We start from the raw sequence: 18786 nt of genomic DNA on the forward strand, positions 1-18786 counted from the left end.
AGGGTTTCCTGCGAAACTGTTAGGTTAAATTTGGTATCGGTAATGTTTAGAGGCAAGGCTTTCGCTTTGCCTCTTTGTTTATATTCATGTTAAAAAAATATAAATCGTACGATGGTTACATAAAGGATTGTAATTTACCTCATCAACTAATTATACATCCATGAAAAAACTTCTTCTAATGGGACTGCTGGCGACCGTTGCAGCCGGGCGCGTACAGGCCCAGCTGCAGCAGGGTACAAAATATGCCGCTGCAACAATCAGCTTCAATGGTAGTGTCAACAAAACCAAAGGCGGACCTACCCTGACCGAAAAAGGAAGCTCGCACTACTTTGACCCATCCATACAGTTCGGAAAGTTCATTGCGGCAAACCGGCTTGTCGGACTTGGTATTGGCAGTAATCTGGCATTTATCACGCAAAAAAGCCGATACAACAATGAGGATTACAAATACGTCACCAACCAGGCTGCATTTAATCTTTCCCCATTTATCCGTCAGTACAAGTCGATCAGTCCCAAATGGGCGATGTTCCTGCATGCAGCAGCAACTTTTTCCTACCTGAGGTATACGACTAAAAACAATGTGGAACATGAAAAACAAAATGGCTTCGGCGCGGGCATTCAGGTGGCTCCGGGGATCAGCTACTGGATAACTCCCCGCTTTGCACTGGAATCGGACATTAACCTTCTTTCACTCGGAGTTGATTACCGCGACATCAACAAAACGAATACGCTTCAGGTCAAGTCGGCTGTTTCGGGCAGCCTCACCAGCTACTTTTCCGTGCGCGCATCCTGGTACCTTCAATCACAGAACTAAGCCATGAAAAACATCCTACTTACCAGCAGCTTTCTGCTTTGCATATGCACCTCGCTTTTGGCACAGCATGAAGGAAAGAAATTCATCTCGGGAATAGCCGGAGTCAATTTCCAGAACCAGCACTCCGCCCAGCAGTCTTCGCAGAACACCTACAACATCAGCATAAGTCCGGAACTTGGAAAGTTTAAAACCAATAACAGGGCGGAAGGTTTCAGGCTGAATGCAGCTCTGAGCGGTGGAAAGCGGATTTTTGCCATAGTTGATGGCGAAGAAGTCAGGCAAAACGGGATCACGGGAGCGGGCGGCGGTATTGGCTACTTCTGGCAGTATTACAGACATTTCAATGGAAAGGCAGGCATATTTGCCGGTCCCAATGTCCGTGCTCAGTACGATTATGCCAAAACACTCGAATTTCGCGGGCAGGTAGACATCGGGGAGAAGATCTCCCGGCAAATCAGCCTGAGTGCCGGGCTTGAAGCAGGTGCCTACTACATGCTGACGGAAAGATGGTGGCTGCTTGCCACTCTGGGCTTTTCAACACCATTGTCCCTCAGCTACAATCATGACAAAACCGAACTGGCGTCGGGCAATGCCGGTACTGCCAACCAGGCATTTACGTATGATTTCAAGCCCGCACTTCAATTTCCCAGTGTAGGCCTGGGCCTGCGGTATGTACTGAAATAAGGCTCAGCCAAAGATCATTTTTAGAGGGCGAACATTAAAAAGACAGTGGATATGCCTTTACGAGGTATATCCACTGTTTGTATTCAATGAAAAAGTACATCCTCCTCATTGCAGCCGTCTGGCTCAATGCATGTCATAAACCTGCATATACTACCCTGGATGCACCCTGGCAGCCCGATTATGCAGTAGACAGGTCGGAAGCAGCGATCAAAGCCTTCGAACAAAGCGATTCCCGGGAAATGCCTGCACCTGGCGGCATCGTCCTGACAGGCAGCTCGTCCTTTACGAAATGGAAGTCAGCCGCCCAGGACCTTGCACCTTTACCGATCATTAACCGCGGCTTCGGCGGGTCCACCCTGCCGGAAGTAATCCACTACGCCGACCGTACCATTTCGAAATATCAGCCTAAAACCGTTGTCATTTACTGCGAGAACGATATGTTCGGTGCAAAGAAAAAAACGCCCGAGCAGGTACGTGACGCCTATGTGGAGCTTACGCGCAAGATCCGCGAAAAGCAGCCTGACGTGCGGATCTACGGCGTTTCCCTGAAACCCTCGCCTTCTCGCTGGGCCAGGCGACAGGATGTTATAAAGGCCAACCAGCTGATCCAGGATTTTATTAAAAAAGATAAAAAGCACGGCTACATAGACGTATGGCCGGTCATGCTCAAAGACGGCAGGCCCGATCCGGCGATTTTTGTGAGTGACAGCCTCCATATGAACGAGGAAGGTTACAGGCGCTGGACCAAGGTGCTCAAACCTATTCTTGAAAAAACCGCCTGATACACGCGGCAGACACACTTTCAGCTAAGATTTTACAAAGAGTAAGGGTATAGGTTTAACGTAAAGTCACTATCTTGACCGGAAATACATTCCTCGGTTTTCAAGTGGCATCGCAATCAAAAATGAAAGTAACGGCGATTTTTGACATTGGCAGGACCAATAAAAAGTATGTACTTTTTGACGAAAAGTACCAGATCGTAGATGAGTTTTCCGAGGCACTTCCGGAAACCACCGATGAGGATGGATTTCCTACCGAGGATATTGATTTGCTAACCAATTGGGTACAAACCAAATGGATGGAATTGCTGGAAAGTCCGAAATATGACATCAAGGCCGTCAATGTGGCGGGCTATGGTGCCAGCCTCGTGCACCTGGATGCTTCCAACAAGCCGCTCACGCCGCTTTACTCCTACCTGAAACCTTTTCCGGAATCCCTGTCGAGGCAGTTTTACAGTACATACGGCGATCCCACGCGTATTTCATTACAAACCGGATCACCGTCCATGGGTATGCTGAACTCCGGCATGCAGCTGTACTGGCTGAAATATACCCGGCCCGACATTTACGCACAAATTGCCACTACCCTGCATTTGCCACAGTACATTTTGTACCTGCTGACCGGCAGAAAAGTGAGCGATTACACTTCACTGGGCTGTCATACCGCACTCTGGAGTTTCGAGATGTGGGATTATCATGATTGGGTAAAACAGGAAGGTATCCACAAAAAGCTGGCACCTGTACTTGCTTCTTCTTCTTTCATTTACCGGCATAATGATAAGGGAATCCAGTCGGGTTTCGGGCTGCACGACAGTTCTTCGGCGCTGATACCTTACCGGATGGCGGTAAAAAAACCGTTTGTACTGCTCTCAACCGGTACCTGGTGCATCAACTTCAATTCATTCACGTCCAAGCCGCTGACCTCGTATCAGCTGGAAAGAGACTGCATGAACTACCTGACACCGGAAGGCAGCGGCGTTACTGCTTCAAGGCTGTTTCTGGGCAGGGAACATGATTACCAGGTCAATCGCATTGCGGAATATTTCCGTGTCGCTCCTGATTTTTACAAGCAGGTAAAACTGGACGAGGAGATTCTGAAAGCGGATACGCCTCCATTTTATTCCGCCTGCATGACGGGTAACGGCCCCTTCCCTGAGGCCAATACCCAGGAGTGGCAGGTGAGTGCGTTTTCATCTGCTGAGGCTGCATACCATCATTTGCTGAAAGGACTTACAGACATGCTGGCCGTGTCGCTGGAACTGGTGGGTGTCAATGATGTACAGGCGATCTATATTGACGGTGGTTTTGCAAGAAATGAGATCTTCACCAAGCTGGTAGCAAGGAACTTTCCAAAGCATACCGTACATGTGACCGACCTGCCCTATGCAACATCGCTGGGATCGGCATTGCATGTAACCCGGCCACAAAATTTTGAGTTTTTAAGCGAAATCCGCGAAATACAACCCTGATCCTAGCTGATCCTGTTCCAGTTGGTTTCTTCCTTCCTGAGGTTTGCCAGGTGCTGCCTGATGGGCAGGTTTACCGGCTGGATCAGGTCAGGGTCATTTTCGAGAATCTCTTCCGCAGCGATGCGGGCAGCTTTCAATATTTCACCATCCTGCGCCAGATTGGCCACCAGCAGGTCTACAAGCCCGCTCTGCTGGGTACCTGCCATGTCTCCTGGTCCCCGGAGCTGCAAGTCTACTTCGGCAATTTCAAATCCATTGTTGGTGCGGCACATCGTCTCAATACGCAGCTTGGTATCCTTGCTGATCTTGTAATCCGTCATCAGGATACAATACGATTGCTCTGCACCCCGCCCTACCCTGCCGCGTAACTGGTGGAGCTGTGAAAGCCCGAACCGCTCGGCATTTTCGATCACCATCACAGATGCATTGGGGACATTCACGCCCACCTCGATGACCGTAGTAGCGACCATCATCCGCGTTTCCCCGGTGACAAACCTGCGCATTTCATAGTCCTTGTCCTGCGACTTCATTTTACCATGCAAAATGCTTAGGGGAACTTCCGGAAACGACCTTGATATACTCTCGTAGCCATCCATAAGATCTTTGAGGTCTATTTTCTCGGATTCTTCAATCAGTGGATACACAATGTAGATCTGTCGTCCTTTGGCAAGTTCGTCTTTCATAAACCCGAAAACAGAAGCCCGGTGTGCGTCGTAGCGGTGCACAGTTTTGATTGGCTTCCGACCGGCCGGCAGCTCGTCGATCGCCGAAATATCCAGGTCACCGTACAGCGTCATAGCCAGGGTACGCGGAATGGGCGTGGCCGTCATAACCAGCATATGCGGGTTGATGCGCGGGTTTTTAGCCCAAAGACGCGCCCGCTGCGCCACACCAAACCGGTGTTGCTCATCAATAATGCATAAGCCCAGATTTTGAAATTGTACAATGTCCTCGATCAATGCATGAGTCCCGACGATAATCTGCATAGAGCCGTCTAGCAGCTGGCGGTGTATCACCTCGCGGTCTTTCTTTTTGGTAGAGCCTGTGAGCTTGCCAATGTTGATGCCCAGCAGGTCGGCAAAGTGTTTCAGTCCCTGGTAATGCTGATCGGCAAGAATCTCGGTGGGTGCCATCAGGCAGGCCTGGGCATGATTATCCAATGCAAAAAGCATGGTAATGAAACCTACGATCGTCTTTCCTGAACCTACATCGCCCTGCAAAAGGCGGTTCATCTGCTTCCCGGTTTTGAGGTCGGCATGTATTTCCTGCAATACCCTTACCTGTGCGCCGGTGAGGCTAAAAGGCAGGTACTTTTCATAAAATTCTTTTACCAAATGTACCTCATTGAACACAAGTCCCGGGTACTCCGTTTTGTGCAGCAGCTTGTTTTTAATCAGCCTGAACTGATTGTAAAACAGCTCCTCAAATTTCAGCCGGCGTTGCGCCTGATGCAGCCATTGTGCATTTTGGGGTAAATGAAAGTTCCGCAGGGCATCTCCCTTGGATATGAGCCTGAACTTCTTTATGAGCGTATCAGGGAGTGTTTCCCGGATGTGCGGCAATGCAATGTCAAGCAAAGTGCGTATGTACCGGCTCAATGCACGGCTGTCAACAAACTTCCTGCGCAGCTTCTCGGTAAGGGGGTAAATGGGCTGCCAGTACCCGGCCTGCTCATTTTCCGGGGTAAGCAGGTCAATTTCGGGATGCGTAATGCTCCATCTTCCTCCAAAATAGACGGGCTTTCCATAGACAATGTACTCAGCATTCGGCCTCAGGTTTTTCTCAAACCAGGGAATACCCTGAAACCAGACCAGCTCCATCAGCCCGGTACCATCTGTAAAATAGGCGATCAGGCGCTTTTTGCCGCCTTCGCCGGTAAGTACCTTTTCGCGCAGCCTGCCTTTGATGTGGGCTGCCGGCATTTGCTCGTTGAGGGACGCGATCTGGTGAAAAACAGTGCGGTCCTCATGCCGGAATGGATAATGCTGGATCAGGTCAGCAAAAGTAAAGATGCCCAGTTCCTCATTGAGCAGCGCTGCCTTCTGTGGCCCTACCCCTTTCAGAAACTCGATTTTTGTGTCAAAAAATGTGGACCTTCCCGCTGTTATATTCTCGCTCGTCATCCTCCAAATATACGATAGCACGCCCTGTTAACCAGTATTAACACTTAACTGCTTGCGCGACAACGTTTGAAATTGTTAATTCGCCTGAGCATACATGCTGTTAATCACCCAAACTATTTTACTTAATTTTTTAACCTTTATGAAAACTACAATTTTATCGCTTTTCCTGTCACTGATTGCATTCACATGGGCGTCGGCACAAAGCAGCCCGCATGTGACGGCAACTGGTAAAAACGTGAACATCCGGTATGGTCAACCTTCGAAAAAAGGCCGTGTACTGTTTGGAAAAGCAGGAAGCGGAAGTCTTGAACCCTATGGTAAAGTATGGCGGATCGGCGCTGACAGCGCGACTGTGATCACGTTTAAAAAAGACGGAACATTCGGTGGAAAGCCTGTAAAAGCGGGTACTTATACGTTTTTTGCTACACCAAACGAAAAGGAATGGACCATCATTCTCAATAGTCAGCTGGGACAGTGGGGTGCATACAGCTATGACAAGTTCAAAGACAAAGACGTGCTGACAGTAACGGTACCCAACAAAACTTACCCGAGCTCAGAAGAAAAACTGACGTTCAATGTAAAAGATACAGCTCTGGATTTTCAATGGGATAAATCAGGCTTCTCGGTACCGATGAAGTTTTAAATCAGAGATTTTCAGTAAATGAGAAGAGGGACACTGCCAAAAGCATCTGTCCCTCTTCTCATTTACTCCACTCCTCCTTTTTTCCATCCTCCCCCTCTACAAATTCTGCCTGATCATATTTTCAAGTACCTGCAAATGCTCTGTGAATGCTTTGTGGCCTTCCTGAGTGGCTTTGTAAGTTGTAAGCGGCTTGCGGCCCAGAAATTGCTTCTGAAATTCAATGTACCTGATCTCTTCGAGGGCTTTGAGATGCGAGGCGAGGTTACCGTCGGTGAGTTGAAGCAGCTCTTTTAATTCGTTGAAACTCAGAGCATCATTTACCACCAGCACGGACATCAGCCCAAGCCTTATTTTACTTTCAAAAACTTTATTAAATTTTTCTAACCACTCCATGGATGCGCCATTTGTCAGCTGCCGGCTTTATTTGTTCAGTTCCAGAAAAAGAGTTGCATCCCTGTTTCTGAGCCATACAGCCTGGTCGCGAAGGTTGTTCGCCTTCATGGTCAATGCCGAAGACACAATTCCGGTTCCCAGTGATACCCAAAAAAATGTGCGCAGCCTATCCCTGTTCCCCGAAACAAGCGAATAAATGGAGCCCGCCGAGCCTGCCAGTGAGATAACCAGTGCCACATTACGCGTCCGCCTCGATTGCAGGTACAACTGCATACCGCCTTCCGAGAGTACAAACTCATTTTTCAGTGCTTTTTGTCCAGTGTAAATGCGGTTGTTTTTGACAAAACTATTAGCTCCCCTGAGATAGATGGTCTCCTGATCATACCACTGCCGGACCTTGTTTGCCGAGCTGTCATTTACAACCTGCGCCCATGCCTGACTGCCGGAAAGCATTAAAAGCACAACCAATCCTTTCGCCAATGCTCCCCCGGGCAACTTCCGGTCGTATCGGTTGTACATGGTAAGCCCATAAACAATATGCAGTAATCCGAAACCTACCGCCCAGAATAGGAGTGAGTATCCCGTCAAGAACAATGCAATGCACCCGATCAGGATTTCCGAAATCCCCATGTAAAACACTTCCTTGTAAGTGAAGCGGCTCGCATTGACCAGGGCAATCCCGTAAAAAATAAGTGTGGCCGGGAAAACCAGCCAGATTATGCCGTAATACAACATGGCAAGGCAAAAAATGCCGCCCGCAGCCAGCGGTATCATCATGCTGATTACCAGTCTGCGCGAGGTTCCGTTCCATACGGTAAGCCCGCGCTGCCGGCCTTTGCGTACGGTAAGTATAATGCAAACTGTAAGCGATAAGGCAAGTACACAAAGCCCGTCGGCTATCAGAAACCAAATGACATGCCGGCCCCCATCATTGTTGTATACGCCATAGGGCTGCAACATGCTGTGGAACCAGTCGGTTTTGAACCGGACATATGCAACCAATGCACCGATAAGTGCGAAAATACCTGCAAAAACACCACTCAGGCCACTCAGCGACAAGAATTTGGATGACCGCTCCATGAGCTCGCGGATTTCGCTCAGGGTATGTAAGGATTCCTGTTCGGGATTCATAAATGAAAATTTGACAGACACATGAAAATACTAACCCTGCTCACCAGCCCGTTAAAGCGGCCAGCTTTGGCAAAAAGACGATCCCGCCTACCAGCACAGCCGATATGGCCAGCATCAGCACACCCGCTGCGGCAGTATCCTTCACCACTTTGATAACCGGGTGGTAATCGGGGGAAACAAGATCGGCCAGCTTCTCGATGGCAGTATTAAATGCCTCAGCCGACCATACAAGTGCGACCTGGATAATGATAATCGCCCATTCGGAGGAAGTTATTTTGAAAAAAACGCCCGCAATGATCACCAGCAAGCAAGCCAGAAGGTGAATGCGCGCATTGTTTTCAAACCTGAACAAATTATAAATACCCACGCCGGCGTACCGGAAGCTGCGCGCCGCTTTAAGAATATCGATGGGAGGCTTCATGCTGTTTGAGTTCTGCAAAGATGTGGAACGCAAAGTACGACAACACGAGCACGAACGAAAACGTGAGGGTGTGTTTTATCGCCAGTGGATTTTGCATGCTGCTGATAATTCCCCGGACCAGCGCGCCAGGCTGCGTAAGCACATCCCAGCTGTTCCAGCGGCCATATCGCCCGAGGAATACGCCGAAACCGCTCAGTACGAGAGAGCAGATAATGGTTGCCCAGGCCAGTGACCCGTTCCACCTGCCGGCAACAATCCGGTGTACGATCCGCACACTATACAAACCCGTCATCAGGCCAGAAAGTGAAAATGTAAAGATCATCAGCGCGTCATACCAGATCATCGCTTCGGGTACGCTCCGGAGATGTTTGAGGTCGGTGATGATGTAAGGTGCATTGGGAAAAAACATCAGCCAGACAAACAGGTACAAAGCCAGAAGGCCGAAAGGCAGCGGCCGATTGCGCTCCTGCTCCCAGACCCACTTGATAAAAACCAGCGGGATCCATGCCAGAAACAGGTTCCATGCCAGAAACACGAAATTCCAGTCATGAAATACGATCCGGAAAGCCAGCAATATCATAGCGGCTGAGGATACGAAGGCAAGCAGGGCCACTTTCAGGTTGCTTTGCAGGTAATGTACCATTTTGTCCAATCCCATTATTAGAGTTTATTAAAGTACTTTGCAATACAAAGTAAGTACAAAGTATTTAATTTCCCAAGGTGGATCAGTTGGCCTGAAGACTAATTGTTGTTGTTGGCTGCAAATGCTTTCATCATGGCCCATTCCCGCCCGGCGGTTTTGGCAGAAAAAGATTCGAGGCAGCCACGGTCCTGAAGGGTAATGTAGCACGTCTTACCGTTTTTACCTCCAAAGCAAATATTGGAAACCTTCTTGCCGATTGTGTGAATGGTCTGAATTACTTTTCCTTCGGGAGAAAGAACGGCCACCTCGCCTTTGCCATGGCGGGCAATGTAGAGGTTTCCCTGGATATCGCAGCGCATACCATCCATGCCGCCATCCGCAAACTCGTGGAGTAATGTTTTATTGGATAAGGTACCATCCGCAGCCAGGTCAAAAGACCAGACTTTGCGCTGTACACTTTCATTGACATACAGTTTCTTCTCATCGGGACTTACTTCAATTCCGTTGGCAGTGCCCATTTCACCTGCGGCAAGTATTACTTTTCCCTGTGGCGAAACATGCCAGATCTGTCCGGTACCTTCTTTCCAGTTAGGATCTGAGCAAAAAACATGACCTCCGGACGTCACGGCCAGGTCATTGGGCTGGCTCATCTTCGGCTCATGGGCAAACACGGAGACGTCACGGGTGATGAGGTCAACTTTCAGCACGTTATGTCCTGTAAAGTCGGCTACGTAAAAGGTATTTTTATCCACAAACCGGATTCCGTTGCCAGTACTGCCTTTGGGCAGGGTTACAAAAAAGCCGGCGCTGCCTTTGCGGCTGATCTGCGCAATGGTTCCGTCCCGCGCAAAGTTGACCGCATAAACATTCCCGTCACTATCCACCGCCGGTCCCTCGCAATTGCTTGTAAACTCGCCCTCATTTGAGAAATTCTTGCTTTTCGTCTGCGCGAATGCGAATGTTCCTGCAAGTAGGAAGAGCACGGGAAAGAGGATTGATTTCATGCAGTATACCTTTTCAAAGACTAATTTTTTAATTTGATGGCGCAGCCTACCGGCTTGGTAACGGTTGTCACTACTGGTTTGCCGCCGAGGAGGTTTGTAACGGCTTCGTCCACATAAAACTTGGTAACACCGGCCGGATCCTGAGGATTGTCGTCGATCATCCCGATATAGCGTACCGAAAACCGGGAGCCACTTTTTTGCAATACATAAACCTGCGGCATGCGTCCTGCCCCGAATGCTTTGGCAACTTCCTGATTATCATCGGAAAGATATGGATAAGCATAACCTTTGGAGGAGGCACGCTCCTTCATTTTCTCGAACGTATCGTCCTGGTGCGTAGCCGGATCGCTGGGATTGATGGCAATCACCGGAAAACCCTGGGATGCAAACTTGCCATTCAATGCGATGATCCTGTCTTCATAAGCCTTTGCAAACGGACAGTGATTGCTGGTAAACACCACGATTATCCCTTTTGAGCTGGTATAATCCGCCAGGGAAACGGTATTTCCATTCGTATTTCTCAACCTGAAATTAGCTACGGCATCTCCGATCTGATAGCCGGCGCTAGATTGTAAGCCATCGTTATTCTTTTCTTTCAGTTCAGCGTGTGCAGCATTAACCCATCCCATAAGGAGAGCAGCTATCCAAAGACTTATTTTCATTTTGTGTTTTTTAACATTCATTGCAATACTAAGACAGCAATTCAGCATAAAAGTAACATACCACACTGTTAAGTTTTGTTAACGCCGGCTGCGCGGTTAACATGCACGATCTTCCATTTATATAGACACCCTTAACACGGCTTGCCCTGCGCCCAAGATAGGATAAATTATTGAAGATCATGCGTTGGGTTTCTTTATTTATATGGCTATATTTGCACCTCATTTTGAAATCCAGTTTATCAATTATTTAGCATGTACGCAATCGTAGAAATCGCGGGTCAGCAATTTAAAGTTGAAAAGGGTCTCGAAATCTTCACGCATAGGCTTGAAGGTGACGTGAACGCTGCCCTTGTGTTTGACAAAGTCCTTCTGGTTGACAATGAAGGCGCAGTACAGGTAGGTCTTCCGACAGTAGCTGGTGCTACCGTGAAAGCAACCGTACTCGAGCACCTCAAAGGTGAAAAAGTAATCGTCTTCAAAAAGAAGAGACGTAAAGGTTACAGGGTTAAAAATGGCCACCGCCAGTATCTGACCCGTATCAGCATTGACGAGATCGTTGCTTAATTATTAATCAGGAGAATTCTAAAAGATAAGATATCATGGCACATAAGAAAGGTGTAGGTAGCTCGAAAAACGGACGTGATTCGGAAAGTAAGCGTCTTGGTGTGAAATTGTTCGGTGGCGAGCTGGCAAAAGCAGGAAACATCCTGGTTCGTCAGAGAGGTACAAAACACAATCCTGGCAAAAACGTAGGTATCGGTCGTGACCATACTTTGTTTGCGCTGGCCGACGGACATGTAGTGTTCCGTAAAGGTCGTCAGGACAGATCTTACGTTCACATTGAGCCGGTTGCTGCTGAAGTAGCGGAAGCTTAATCTGTAATCCCCATTATCAGAAACCCGTTTAACCCAGTTGAACGGGTTTTTGTTTTTTGCAGGATTTCAAAAACCAAAACAGGCTGCGTCTTGTTACTGACATATCTAATTTACCCAAATCAAGAACAACACTGACTTATGCTTAGCCGACCCGTTTTTGTATATACAGAGCTTAGTCCCAATCCTAATTCCATGAAGTTCGTGCTCAATTTCGAGCTCGTACCTGACGGACTTTCATTTGATTACGCTTCCCGGGAAGCTGCCCTTCAGGAAGGCAGTGCTTCGCCCCTGGCCTATGACCTGTTCCAGTTTCCACATGTGAAGCGCGTGTTCATTGCCAGCAATTTCATTACGCTTACCAAAGATGAGCAAATTGCCTGGGAAGAGGTTTTAAGGGATACCAAGCAATTTATTAAAATCTATTTTGAAGAAAATCATCCTGTTTTTGAACAAAAAACCATTGACAAGAATACGCTGATCGTTGACTCACGCGATTCAGATACGGTGCAGAAGATCAAAGCTACGCTCGACCAGTATGTACGCCCGGCCGTGGAGTCAGACGGGGGTGCGATCAATTTTCATTCTTTTGACGAACAATCGGGTATTGTAAAGGTGCTTTTACAAGGTTCGTGCAGCGGCTGCCCGTCCTCCACACTAACGCTCAAAGCAGGCATTGAAAACCTGCTGACGCGCATGGTTCCTGACGTGAAGGAAGTTGTTGCAGAGGGTGTCTGACCTGAAATATATTATTGCTGAACCCTGCCCAACCGGCAGGGTTTCTTTTTTTACAGCCTTTTGCTAGTTTCGGACAATGAATCAACTGCTGCCTGCCTTTATTGACCAGATCGAAAAACTGCAATCCAAGGGAGACCGGTATTTCCCGGAAGGTATCTTTCCAGCCTACCGCATCAATACAGGCATTGGTTACCGACGGCCCGATACGACCGTCTTTTACTCGGCGGTGATCTGCTTCACATTGCAGCGCATCCGTCCACAAGCCGATGCAGAGACTGCCTCCCGCATTGATGACATTTGCAAAAAAGTAATTCAGAACTATCCGGACTTCCGGAATAAGGATGGGTTAAAAACCTATAATTTCTGGAAAACGCGGCCATCTGCGCACTTTCCAAACGGACATATTTTCAGGCATTTTGATCATTTCCGCATTCCTGACGATATAGACGATACTGCGTTTGTGTACCTGACGACGAACCCCCACCCGGATGAGCTTACCTGGCTTAAACAAAAACTGGCACTTCATGCAAACGGACCGAACAGGCCAATCAGGAACACTTTTCCCGGATACCAGCAGCTCCGCGCCTACTCGACCTGGTTTGGAAAGAACATGTACACCGAATTTGATGCAAGTGTACTTTGCAATATGCTGTACTGCATACTGCATTACCGGCTGCCACTCAATCAGCATGATCATGATAGTCTGGCCTACATACGGTCAGTGATAGAAACCGGGCGTTACCGGAGTGTACCCTTCCGCTGCGCGCACCAGTATCCGCGAACTCCGCTGATTATTTACCACGTTGCCCGCCTGATCGCGGCATTTGATCCGCCCGAGCTGACAGGGATCAAGCCGCAGCTGGTGGACGGTGCCAGACAAATACTTCATACCAGTACAAGCCCGATGGACAGGGTAATTCTTTCCATTTCACTGATGCGCCTTGGCGAGGCAACGGTCAGAATACCCGTGGAAAGCTTTACGCCAGCCGATTTCAGGGGATTTTACTTTTTTATAGCAGGCCTGCTCACTGCTTATGAACATCCACTGCTCTACCGCCTCTCAGTCATGCCGCTGTTTCACATGCATTGGATTTGTGAGGCGCATTGCTGGACCCTGCTGGCCGAGTACGAAGCACTTTGGAACACGTTTAGTACACCTCAGGACAGCCACAATCCTGATATTACCAAAGTTGACACACCATGTCTGAATCCACCATTGAAGTCCGTGTAAAGGAAATTATTGTTGAAAATGCAGAAACCAAAACCTTCATTTTCGAGCGAACAGACGGACAAACCCTGCTTTATAAAGCCGGGCAGTTTCTGACTTTTCTGATCAGCCTGCATGGGCATGAGGTGAGACGGTCGTACTCGATGAGCTCAGCACCTGCTGCCGACCGGAACCCAAGTATCACCATCAAAAGAGTACCCAATGGTGAAATCTCGCGGCTATGGATTGATACTGTCAAAACAGGCGACCTGTTTACCGTGCTGCCGCCTGCCGGCCGGTTTGTCCTGGAACAACATGTACAGGAAGCGCGGGAAATTTTCCTGATTGGAGGTGGCAGTGGAATTACTCCTCTTTTTTCACTTTTAAAACAGACGCTTGTTACAGAACCTGCCAGCCGGGTCACACTGATCTATGCCAGCAGGAATGTCCGCAACACGCTTTTCTGGGAGGCAATCCAGGATTGGGAACAACGCTATTCCGACCGCCTGAGTGTTGTTCACGTGCATAGCCAGCCTTCCGACGAGTGGACAGGCATCAGGGGCCGTATCAACAACAGCCGACTTGAAACGCTTGTGAACCGGCATTTGCATCTTCCTCACCATGCAGCGCGGTTTTTTCTCTGTGGTCCCTACGAGCTGATGCGCTCGGTAGAAATTACGCTGCATTTTATGGGCTTCTCAAAAGAACAGATCAGAAAAGAAAACTTCATCATTCCCGCTATTCCCCTGCCGCCGCCTATCTCCTACCCTCACACCATTGAGCTGCAATTTGCGGGACGGAGCTACAACCTGCCGGTTCCTGCACATGCCACGATACTGGATGCGGCACTCGCTGCTGACATCAAACTTCCGTATAGCTGCAAAGGTGGGCGCTGCTCAACCTGTGCAGCCATCTGCACGCGCGGTGCCGTACATATGAGCGTCAACGAAGTACTTACAGATAAAGAGCTGGCCGAAGGCTGGATACTAACCTGCTGCACCTATGTCGATAGTGACGACGTACGGGTGGTATTTCAATAGGCGCATTAAAACAAAAAGCGTACGATTATAAGATCGTACGCCCGGTTGGATTTAGGAATCTGATTTCGTGAGAAAAAGAAGTTCCGGTTAATGCTGGTCCTATTTAAGGTTAGGATAGGTAATAATGGAAGAATGTAAGGTTAAGAGTCAGGAACCAGAATTAAATTTTATTTCCAACTATAAAGACAAAATTAGCTTAATTATCGGCTTATCCTAATTAAATTCGGAAAAGTGCACGAGCACGCAGGTATTTTTATGTACCGTGTTCGTGCACAATTGCAATGTGCAGAAGCTGGCGCGAGCCGTAAATCTAGCCACGCACAAGTAATTTCTCAAATTAATGATAAAGTTAATTTGAATATTATCGTAAATACAGCGAGTATTTGAACGGAAAATACACGCTTTTCCATAGCAACTGACTTGTTGAACTCCTATACTGATTGTGAAAAAGAAGATCGTCCGGATTAAGGATATAGCTGAAAAGGCCCAAACGTCCAAGGGTACCGTAGACCGTGTACTGCACAACCGCGGGCGGGTGGCGGAAGACGTACGGGCCAGGATCCTGGGCATTATCAAGGAAATGGACTACGAGCCCAACTTCATTGCCCAGTCATTGAAATCGCAAAAGGAATTTCATTTTGCAGCCCTCATTCCAGATTACCACATGGACCCCTACTGGCAGGCTCCCCGGAGCGGGCTCGAAAAAGCGGAAGCTGAACTTCGAAAATACGGCGTGTCCGTAGGGCAGTACATTTTCAATCCGCACGACGAGCATTCATTTATAGCCAAAGCCGACGAAGCCACGCGAGAAAATCCCGATGGCGTGCTGATTGCACCCATATTCTATAAAGAGACACTTCCTTTTTTTGAGCGGTGGACGGCGGCCAATATCCCTTTTGTCCTTTTTAACACGCAGATTGAACATGTGAACCCGCTCAGCTACATTGGACAGGATTCGTACCGGAGCGGGTGTGTTGCTGCCAAAATCCTCGACTTCGGCCTGCAAGGCCCGACCGATATCCTGGTGGCACATATCAATGAGAACATATCTAATTCTGCACACCTCATGACCAAAGAGGAAGGATTCCGGGATTACTTTCAGGGGGGAAAAACAAAGGGGATCCGGGTACATAGCCGGGAGATCAACTATCCCGACGGAGGGCTCATTGATCCGCATCTGAATGAGATTTTCGATCAGATTCCTAACCTGGAGGCCATTTATATCACCAACTCAAAAGCCTACGAAGTAGCCGCATACCTTGAAAAAAAAGGATTGGACGACATGAAGGTAGTTGGGTATGACTTGATTAAACCGAATCTTGATTACCTGACCAAGGAAAGGATTAATTTTTTGATCAACCAAAATCCGCTCGGACAAGGTTACTGGGGTATTCACCAGCTTGCGCGGCACCTGGTGTTCCGGAAAGAAGTGGAACCCATCAAATTTCTGCCGCTTGACATTATTACAAAGGAAAACCTGGATTATTACCTCGAACCTGAGCTGAGCGGCTACCTGGTGCAGGCTTCCTAAGGCTGCCTACAAGTCGCCAAACTGGCTGTACATCTCTTTCAGCTTGGGCTCGGTTTCCTTTGCCCGGATATCCTTACGCAGAGCAGTTACTCCCTGGATGTCCGTCAGCAGCCCCAACGCCTGGAATGCACCAAAACGCACGAAGTAAGAAGGGTTTTCCCGGGCCAGATTTTCGAGCACAGGAATGCTTTTGCGTTGTATATCCTGCTTGGACTTGATGAGGTATTTTCCGAAAACCTGAAGAAAGTTGTACTTCTCGGTCGGTTTCATCTGTTTCATTTTCTGTAAAAACCAGTCGAACCGCTCAGGCTGCGCCAGGCCTGCATAGTAGTTGGCTACCGAGGTTACAATGGCATCATTGGGCGAGTCTTCAAACTCTGCAGCAATTTCATTGGCATCGGAAGGCTGGTTCATAAGGTATTTTTCAATTGCCACTGACACAACCTGGTAGGAACTGTCGCTCAATGCTTCCCTGAACACCGGGTCACTGTTATTGTCTCCGAATGTTGCCAGCGTGATAATCGCCTCGGAACGAACCTGCGGATGCGGGTCCTTGCGCACCCTTTCCTGGATTACCTTCTCGATCTCCGCAAAATTGGCCCCCTCGTACTCGGCAAAGTTACTGACCGCCATTTGTCTGAACTTCCAGAACGGGTCCGTCATCGCTTTTACAAGAATGTTGCGGACTGTGGTATCTGCCATGCCGCCTTCGAGCGAAGCAAGTGCTTCATATTTATGTAAAAAACGATCTGCGTGCAGGTACTGGAACTGCATTTCATTTCGTGGCTTTTCATGTTCCACCACGCCCAGCAGCTGTGCCTCCGCATCAAAAATGACCACATCCGGCTTTTTGGCAGCAGGAAATTCAAGTGTCTGGCTTACTTTGTCAACCAACACTTCATATTGATTTTTCTTACCTCCTACCCAAACATCCACCTTCACCGGCAGCCTGTATACGGTAGTGGCCAAGGTATCCTGCGCCTGCCTGATCTTCAGCAAAACTTTTCCCTGAGCAGCGGCATATTCCTGGCGGATATTGATTACAGGGTGTCCGGGGCGGTGAAACCACTGGTCAAAAAACCAGTTAAGATCCTGACCGCTCACTTTCTCAAATGCCATCCTCAGATCATCGATCTCTGCGGTACCAAATGCATGACTCTTCAGGTAATCTTTGAGGGAAGCAAAGTAAGCCTCGTCACCCACGTAGTTGCGCAGCATATGCAGGATCCTGCCGCCTTTGGCATACGAGTGACTGTCAAACATATTTTCCCGGTCTTTATAAAAATACCGGATCATGGGCACCTGCTTCGTTTCAGCCTCGGCAAGGTATGTTTTCATTTCCTGAAGATTCCCCCAGTCTGCTTCGTAACGTCCGTTGTTATATTCACTCCACAGGTACTCCGCGTAGTTTGCAAAAGACTCATTGAGCGGCAGCTGGCCCCATTCCTCACAGGTTACATAATCTCCAAACCAGTGGTGCGCCAGCTCGTGGGCGATCACGGCGTCAGAGTTACCATCTACCAGCGAGCGGGTGTCGTTTTGCACACCCTCCTCATGGACCGTCGCCGTGGTATTTTCCATTGCTCCTGCCACAAAGTCGCGCACGGCAATTTGTGCGTACTTTTCCCACGGATACGCTACACCAAAAATATTGGAGAAAAACCCGATCATTTCAGGCGTACGGCCAAAAATGGCCTGTGCATCCTTCCCGTACTTTGGCTCTACATAGTAGCTTACCTCTAAGCCATTAGGCATTAAATCCTTTTCTACGGCAAATTCTCCCACGGCCATCATCGTCAGGTAAGGAGCATGCGGCAGGGATTGTTTCCAGTGATCGGTACGCTGACCTTTCTTTACATTTTCCTGCGATACCAGTATTCCGTTTGACAAAGTAGTGAGGCTGCTGTCAACAGTGATGTAAATATCCTGCGTGAATTTCTGATTGGTAGCGTCTATGGTCGGGAACCAGCACGAGCTGCCTTCCGTCTCCCCCTGCGTCCATATCTGCCGTGGCTTTCCTTCCTCCATTCCGTCGGCATTGATGAAGTACAAACCTTTGTCCGTAGCGCTGTCATCGGTCTTTCCGCGGGGCACGTCATTGGGCCGGGCCGTGTAGTCGATTTTTATAAAAAGTGTATCCTTGCGCGTGTACGTCTTCCCAAGCCTGATCACCAGCTTCCGCTTGTCGTAACTATATTCCAGTTTGCCTTTCACCTTTGCACTGAGCTCTCCCGGTGCCAGGTCACCATAAGTACTATCTGCCTCCATCAGGCTTACTGCCTTGATGTCGAAGCCTTTTGCGTCCAGTTCAAGGGTGTTCTGAGGATAAAAATGGGGTTTGAACATTAACAAAGCCGAGGCGGGTACCTGCTGCTTGACCCAGTCAAACTGTACGTCGAGGCGTGTGTACAGGATCTCACTCTTTTTTGTCTTTTCAGGACGGTATGGTCCCTGAGGTGTTACAGTACCCGGATTACGGCGGTAAAGCGTATCAGCCAGAATCGGGCGGGCAGCAACGGAATAAGTTTGAAACGCGAGCAGTATGGATGCAAGTAGGTACAAAAACCGGCTTATAGATCGTCCGGGGATCATATTTGCTTCGGGGTTGATTGCGGGAAAGTAAGTCAATTTG

The 18786-nt window shown here is 48.6% G+C and carries 19 protein-coding genes; 11 read left to right on the top strand and 8 right to left on the bottom strand.

Going from position 1 to position 18786, the window contains the following annotated elements:
- Positions 1-160: 160 nt before the first annotated feature.
- From HWI92_RS13480 to HWI92_RS13495, 4 genes are all read left to right on the top strand, one after another.
- Complete coding sequence (locus HWI92_RS13480) at positions 161-814, top strand: hypothetical protein (protein ID WP_204655912.1); 654 nt, start codon at positions 161-163, stop codon at positions 812-814.
- Positions 815-817: 3 nt separating this feature from the next.
- Complete coding sequence (locus HWI92_RS13485) at positions 818-1498, top strand: hypothetical protein (RefSeq protein ID WP_204655914.1); 681 nt, start codon at positions 818-820, stop codon at positions 1496-1498.
- Between the two features lie 86 nt (positions 1499-1584).
- Positions 1585-2280, top strand: a complete 696-nt coding sequence (locus HWI92_RS13490) for a GDSL-type esterase/lipase family protein (protein ID WP_204655916.1) — start codon at positions 1585-1587, stop codon at positions 2278-2280.
- A 122-nt stretch (positions 2281-2402) separates the two neighbouring features.
- The gene (locus HWI92_RS13495) at positions 2403-3746 is read left to right on the top strand and encodes an FGGY-family carbohydrate kinase (protein WP_204655918.1); all 1344 of its coding nucleotides are present in this window, start codon (positions 2403-2405) and stop codon (positions 3744-3746) included.
- A 2-nt stretch (positions 3747-3748) separates the two neighbouring features.
- On the opposite strand, the gene recG is transcribed toward HWI92_RS13495, so the two are convergent.
- The gene (recG, locus tag HWI92_RS13500; protein WP_204655920.1) at positions 3749-5869 is read right to left on the bottom strand and encodes an ATP-dependent DNA helicase RecG; all 2121 of its coding nucleotides are present in this window, start codon (positions 5867-5869) and stop codon (positions 3749-3751) included.
- A 139-nt stretch (positions 5870-6008) separates the two neighbouring features.
- On the opposite strand from recG, the gene HWI92_RS13505 reads away from it, so the two are divergent.
- Entirely contained in the window at positions 6009-6512 is a 504-nt protein-coding gene (locus tag HWI92_RS13505; RefSeq protein ID WP_204655922.1) for a DUF2911 domain-containing protein, read from the top strand.
- Positions 6513-6608: 96 nt separating this feature from the next.
- On the opposite strand, the gene HWI92_RS13510 is transcribed toward HWI92_RS13505, so the two are convergent.
- The 6 genes from HWI92_RS13510 to HWI92_RS13535 form a co-directional block, all read right to left on the bottom strand.
- Positions 6609-6905, bottom strand: coding sequence for a winged helix-turn-helix domain-containing protein (locus tag HWI92_RS13510; protein WP_204655924.1), 297 nt, complete (start codon positions 6903-6905; stop codon positions 6609-6611).
- A gap of 27 nt (positions 6906-6932) precedes the next feature.
- A complete protein-coding gene (locus HWI92_RS25495) occupies positions 6933-8036 on the bottom strand; it encodes a hypothetical protein (RefSeq protein WP_204655926.1) in 1104 nt (367 codons plus the stop codon).
- Between the two features lie 40 nt (positions 8037-8076).
- Positions 8077-8457, bottom strand: a complete 381-nt coding sequence (locus HWI92_RS13520) for a diacylglycerol kinase family protein (RefSeq protein ID WP_204655928.1) — start codon at positions 8455-8457, stop codon at positions 8077-8079.
- Positions 8432-9115 carry a DUF1361 domain-containing protein gene (locus HWI92_RS13525; RefSeq protein WP_204655930.1) on the bottom strand — a complete coding sequence of 228 codons (684 nt, stop codon included), beginning with the start codon at positions 9113-9115 and terminating at the stop codon, positions 8432-8434. The genes HWI92_RS13520 and HWI92_RS13525 overlap by 26 nt, the downstream gene beginning before the upstream one ends.
- 83 nt (positions 9116-9198) lie before the next feature.
- Positions 9199-10104 (bottom strand): SMP-30/gluconolactonase/LRE family protein, encoded by a 906-nt coding sequence (locus HWI92_RS13530; RefSeq protein WP_204655932.1) that lies wholly within the window; start codon positions 10102-10104, stop codon positions 9199-9201.
- Between the two features lie 20 nt (positions 10105-10124).
- A complete protein-coding gene (locus tag HWI92_RS13535) occupies positions 10125-10766 on the bottom strand; it encodes a thioredoxin family protein (RefSeq protein ID WP_204655940.1) in 642 nt (213 codons plus the stop codon).
- Positions 10767-11018: 252 nt separating this feature from the next.
- On the opposite strand from HWI92_RS13535, the gene rplU reads away from it, so the two are divergent.
- The 6 genes from rplU to HWI92_RS13565 all read left to right on the top strand — a co-directional run bounded on the left by rplU (position 11019) and on the right by HWI92_RS13565 (position 16154).
- Entirely contained in the window at positions 11019-11330 is a 312-nt protein-coding gene (rplU, locus tag HWI92_RS13540; protein WP_204655942.1) for a 50S ribosomal protein L21, read from the top strand.
- A gap of 35 nt (positions 11331-11365) precedes the next feature.
- Positions 11366-11641 (top strand): 50S ribosomal protein L27, encoded by a 276-nt coding sequence (gene rpmA / locus HWI92_RS13545; RefSeq protein ID WP_204655951.1) that lies wholly within the window; start codon positions 11366-11368, stop codon positions 11639-11641.
- Positions 11642-11779: 138 nt separating this feature from the next.
- The gene (locus HWI92_RS13550) at positions 11780-12376 is read left to right on the top strand and encodes a NifU family protein (protein WP_204655953.1); all 597 of its coding nucleotides are present in this window, start codon (positions 11780-11782) and stop codon (positions 12374-12376) included.
- A 76-nt stretch (positions 12377-12452) separates the two neighbouring features.
- On the top strand, positions 12453-13607 hold the full coding sequence (locus tag HWI92_RS13555) for a hypothetical protein (protein WP_229247922.1): 1155 nt from the start codon (positions 12453-12455) through the stop codon (positions 13605-13607).
- Positions 13577-14623 (top strand): ferredoxin--NADP reductase, encoded by a 1047-nt coding sequence (locus HWI92_RS13560; RefSeq protein ID WP_204655955.1) that lies wholly within the window; start codon positions 13577-13579, stop codon positions 14621-14623. Before HWI92_RS13555 ends, HWI92_RS13560 begins: the two co-directional genes overlap by 31 nt.
- 442 nt (positions 14624-15065) lie before the next feature.
- Complete coding sequence (locus HWI92_RS13565) at positions 15066-16154, top strand: substrate-binding domain-containing protein (protein ID WP_204655957.1); 1089 nt, start codon at positions 15066-15068, stop codon at positions 16152-16154.
- 6 nt (positions 16155-16160) lie between these two features.
- Here HWI92_RS13565 and HWI92_RS13570 read toward each other — a convergent pair whose 3' ends face one another.
- Positions 16161-18746 carry a M1 family aminopeptidase gene (locus HWI92_RS13570; RefSeq protein WP_204655959.1) on the bottom strand — a complete coding sequence of 862 codons (2586 nt, stop codon included), beginning with the start codon at positions 18744-18746 and terminating at the stop codon, positions 16161-16163.
- Between the last annotated feature and the right edge of the window lie 40 nt (positions 18747-18786).

Origin of the sequence: Dyadobacter sandarakinus, assembly GCF_016894445.1 — a bacterium.
Taxonomy (GTDB): domain Bacteria; phylum Bacteroidota; class Bacteroidia; order Cytophagales; family Spirosomataceae; genus Dyadobacter; species Dyadobacter sandarakinus.